The organism is Thermogutta sp. (assembly GCF_014359955.1).
GTDB lineage: Bacteria > Planctomycetota > Planctomycetia > Pirellulales > Thermoguttaceae > Thermogutta.
On sequence record NZ_JACIYL010000356.1, the window covers coordinates 1 to 4,301 of the forward strand.

At 58.9% G+C, this 4,301-nt stretch carries 3 protein-coding genes; 2 read left to right on the plus strand and 1 reads right to left on the minus strand.

Annotated features, from left to right (window positions below; all coding sequences use genetic code 11):
* Positions 1–567 (plus strand): hypothetical protein (locus tag H5U08_RS11245; RefSeq protein ID WP_297033038.1); only part of this gene is annotated, 567 nt, incomplete at its 5' end.
* Between the two features lie 251 nt (positions 568–818).
* Here H5U08_RS11245 and H5U08_RS11250 read toward each other — a convergent pair.
* On the minus strand, positions 819–1,838 hold the full coding sequence (locus H5U08_RS11250) for a TIM barrel protein (protein WP_297033040.1): 1,020 nt from the start codon (positions 1,836–1,838) through the stop codon (positions 819–821).
* A 293-nt stretch (positions 1,839–2,131) separates the two neighbouring features.
* Between H5U08_RS11250 and acs the strand changes: the two genes are divergently transcribed.
* On the plus strand, positions 2,132–4,081 hold the full coding sequence (gene acs, locus H5U08_RS11255) for an acetate--CoA ligase (protein WP_297033042.1): 1,950 nt from the start codon (positions 2,132–2,134) through the stop codon (positions 4,079–4,081).
* Positions 4,082–4,301 lie beyond the last annotated feature (220 nt).

A 4,301-nucleotide genomic window follows, 5' to 3' on the forward strand; every position in this document is an offset into this window, starting at 1 on the left:
TTTCGCGGCCTCACCTATCTCCAGTTGGGTCGAGAGGATGAAGCAAAAGTGGATTTCAAAAAGGGGGCCGAACTGGAAATGAAATCTGCCACAAAGTTCTTTAACGTGAGTCGGGCCTTGCAACGCATCCAGGGACGTCAGCGACTCCTCATCGAGGAATACCGCACGCAGGCCCGATTGGCCGTGATGGTGGAGCTGGAAAAGCAACGTCAAGCGCGCTATGAAGAGCTGCGCCGCGAAGAGGCCCGGGTACTTGACCGCTCAACTCCCCCGGTGGGAATCCCCGAAGTGAGCTCACCGGCTCCGAGCGCGCCTGCCCAGGCCCCCGCTCAACCGCCAGTCACGGCTCCTGCCCAACCGCCGGCCCAAGCACCGGCCCAGCCTCCTGCGGCAACACCGCCGACTCCGCAAGCGACACCGCCTGCACCCGCCCCGCAGCAGCCAGCACCACCAGCGCAGGAAAATCCCTTCAGCACGGAGCCCGCTCCGGCCGCACCGCCGCAACCCCAACCGGCGCCTCAACCGCCTGCTCAGCCCCCTGCCAACGAAAATCCCTTCGCGACCTGAGTTTTTGCTGACGGCTTTGGCCAGCCCCAGTCGATAGAAACAAAACAAGAAAAATAAAACAAGGGCATCAGGCGTTCGGCACGTCTGACGCCCTTTCTTTTTGTTGTCAAAACCGGTTGCTTTAAGCAGTCACACCAGCCAGCACAGCGCCGTCGGACCGGGCTGGCCGTTCCCCAAAAAGGGCAGGTAGGAATGGCTTCTTCTGAGCCCGTTCCTCCCGCGGTAAAGCGGGTTGGAGGCCCCCGCGACCGTCAGAAGCCCCGCGCAGCCCGAATGTCGTCGAAATCTCGCAGATGATAGCCGATTCCCACATAATCGAGGAGCCGGCAGAGACTTCGCAGGGCGACACCCATTCCATCCGGGCCACTGAATCCACCGAACTGGCCGCCCCCTTTTACGTGCGGCTCGAGGTCCAGGAAGACCCCTGGCACTCCGAAGGGGCGAAGCCGCGTCTCCAGCTCGGGGATGTAGGAAGCGAAATCGCGCAAAATGACCTCATGACCGCTGTCACCCAGGTGAACAGGAACGAAGTTCTTGAGCATGTCTTCGTCCACGTGTCCCCCTTTGGCATCCCGTTGGGGTCGCCGATAGTCCTTGATGTGCATCCATCCGAGCCCCGGCTTCATGGCCAGGTACTGATCGTAAATCTCCGCGGCCGTGTATCCCTGCACAACAAGATTGGCCCCATCAAAAACGAGAACCAGCGACGGGTGTTGTAGTTTCTGATAGATTTCCGCAAGCAGATAGCCATTCTGCCCCACCAGATTGGCTTCGACTTCCAGGCCGAAAATCAACTCGGCGTCGCGACAGACGTCGGCAATCCGGCCCAATCGATCGATGACCTCATTGAGGTACGGCTTGGGGTCCTCGCCTTTGGGATGGTAGAAAGAAAAGCCCCGGATCAGTTTCGTCCCGAGCGTTTGCGCCAGTTCGCACGCCCGGCGGACATCCTCCTGAAGATATTTGTCGAATGGGATATAAACGTTTTTCGTGCCATCCTCCACATCTTTCAGCTTGATCTTGCCAATGGGCGAGCCCAGCGAGGACACCTGCAACCCGTAATCTTTCTGAAGCTGACACACCTGCTTGACCTCGTCGGGCGTCAGCTTCATGACGTTCTTCACGCCCTGCCCCACATCGATGAAGCGAATACTGTAGTAGGACAGCCCGAGAGCCGCAAACGCGACGAATTGTTCGATAGCGGTTTTATTGATCGCGGCTTCATCAGCAAACCCGGAAAGAATCACCTGGGGATGCGCGCCCGATGCCATGGTCGGTTCCTCATCTCCTTTGCCAAGATTGTGAAAAACCGGATGTGCCACAGTAGCGTCTCGCCCCGCTCTCACTCCACCCTTGCTCACCGTAGCCCAATAAGGGCCTGGGCACAAACGACGGATGGAGCCTATTGTGCTAAACCGAAAGACCTATGACAATCCCCTCTTGAAGTGGATACCATTATTGACAGCCGTTTTCTGTAGTCCTAGAATCAAGGCCAATTGATCAGCGTGGTGGTGTTCAATTCTTGGTCATTCTTCCGAACCAAAGCGGAAGGGAGGTGTAGCTCATGTCGCAGGCCGGGATCGTTAATGTAATGAAGGAAACCCGGGTTTTCCCGCCCCCGCCCGAGTTTTCCGCTAAGGCCCGCATCAAGTCGATGGAACAATATCGTGAAATGTGGCAACGGGCCAAAGATGATCCGGAGGGCTTCTGGGGCGAGTATGCCAAAGAGCTCCATTGGTTCAAGCCCTACGAAAAAGTGCTGGAATGGAACGAACCTTTCGCCACTTGGTTCAAGAACGGCCAAACGAACGTTTCCTACAATTGTCTCGATGCTCATCTGAACACGTGGCGGCGCAACAAGGTCGCCTACATCTGGGAGGGTGAGCCCGGCGACGTCCGCGTCCTCACGTACGAGATGCTCCATCGCGAGGTGTGCAAGTTCGCCAATGTGCTCAAAAGCCTGGGCATCCAGAAGGGGGACCGCGTCTCCATTTACATGCCGATGGTCCCTGAGCTGCCCATCGCCATGCTGGCATGTGCGAGGATTGGGGCCATCCATTCGGTAGTGTTCGGCGGATTTGCCGCCGAGGCCCTGGCCGAGCGGAACAATGACGCTCAGGCGAAGCTTCTCATCACGGCCGACGGGGGCTGGCGACGCGGCAAGATCATCCCGTTGAAAGAGAATGCCGATCGCGCGATGGAAAAGTCCCCCACCGTCCAGAAGTGCATCGTCCTGAAACGGACCGGTCAGGAAATCAACATGGTCGACGGCCGGGACTTCTGGTGGCACGAACTCATGAAGGATGCCTCGGCAAATTGTCCTGCCGAACCCATGGACAGTGAAGCGCCACTCTTCCTCCTTTACACGAGCGGTTCGACTGGAAAACCGAAAGGTATCAAGCACACCACGGCGGGCTACAACCTGTATGCCAAGAAGACCATGGAATGGGTCTTCGATATCCGCGATGAGGATGTCTATTGGTGCACGGCCGATATTGGGTGGATCACGGGGCACACGTACATCGTCTATGGTCCTCTCACTGTCGGAGCCACCAGCGTCATGTATGAAGGCGCTCCCGACTGGCCCGCTTATGATCGCTGGTGGGATATCATCGAACGGTACAAAGTCAACATCCTCTACACGGCCCCTACTGCGATCCGCACGTTCATCAAATGGGGCGACGAGCACGTTGAAAAGCACGACCTCTCCAGCTTGAGGTTGCTGGGAAGTGTCGGTGAAGGGATCAATCCGGAAGCCTGGATGTGGTATTACGAAAAAATCGGCGGTGGACGGTGCCCCATTGTGGACACCTGGTGGCAGACGGAGACGGGCGGGATCATGATCTCACCGCTGCCGGGTTGCACCCCGCTGAAGCCGGGAAGCGCGACGTTCCCGCTGCCCGGCGTGGTGCCGGAGGTCGTCGGCGAAGACGGCAAGCCGGTACCTGTGGGCGTCGGCGGCTGGCTCGTTATCACACAACCCTGGCCGGGAATGCTCCGCGGCATCTGGGGTGACGATGAACGTTACAAACGGCAGTATTGGTCCGACGTGCCCCACAAATATCTCGCCGGGGATAACGCACGGATCGATGAGGACGGCTACATCTGGATCATGGGCCGTATCGACGACGTGCTCAACGTCTCCGGTCACCGCCTGAGCACGATCGAAATCGAAAGTGCTCTTGTCAGCCATCCTGCGGTAGCCGAGGCAGCGGCCGTGGGTCGTCCGCACGAGATCAAAGGGGAAGCCATCTGCGCTTTCGTGACGCTCGCGGAAGGGTACGAACCCTCCGACGCTCTGCGGCAGGAACTGAAGAAGCATGTCCGGGAACAGATCGGGCCGCTCGCGGTTCCCGACGACATCCGCTTTACAACGGCTCTCCCCAAGACGCGAAGCGGTAAGATCATGCGCCGGCTGCTGCGGGACATCGCCGCGGGTCGGGAGACCGTGGGCGACACCAGCACACTGGAAGATTACAGCGTCCTCGCCCGACTGCGGGCTGGCGAAGAATAATGGGCCGTCCGCCCGGAACAAACCGGTCCGGGAATGAGGGCCCTCCCCCTAGGGGTGTTTCCAGCTCCCGGCGTGATGGCGAGATCGGGAGCCCCTGAGGTGGTCAATTTGGCACTGGGGACTGCGAAAATGGCAGTCCCCGTTTTTTTCAGTCACCTCGGATTCGGGGGGCGACGGTCCAATCTCGCGGGGGATGCCTTCCGCCTGGACGGCAATAACT

Bases quoted from the DNA above. Each gene is read 5' to 3' on its own strand.
- H5U08_RS11250 (WP_297033040.1), bottom strand. From the start codon at position 1,838: ATGGCATCGGGCGCGCATCCCCAGGTGATTCTTTCCGGGTTTGCTGAT.
- acs (WP_297033042.1), top strand. From the start codon at position 2,132: ATGTCGCAGGCCGGGATCGTTAATGTAATGAAGGAAACCCGGGTTTTC.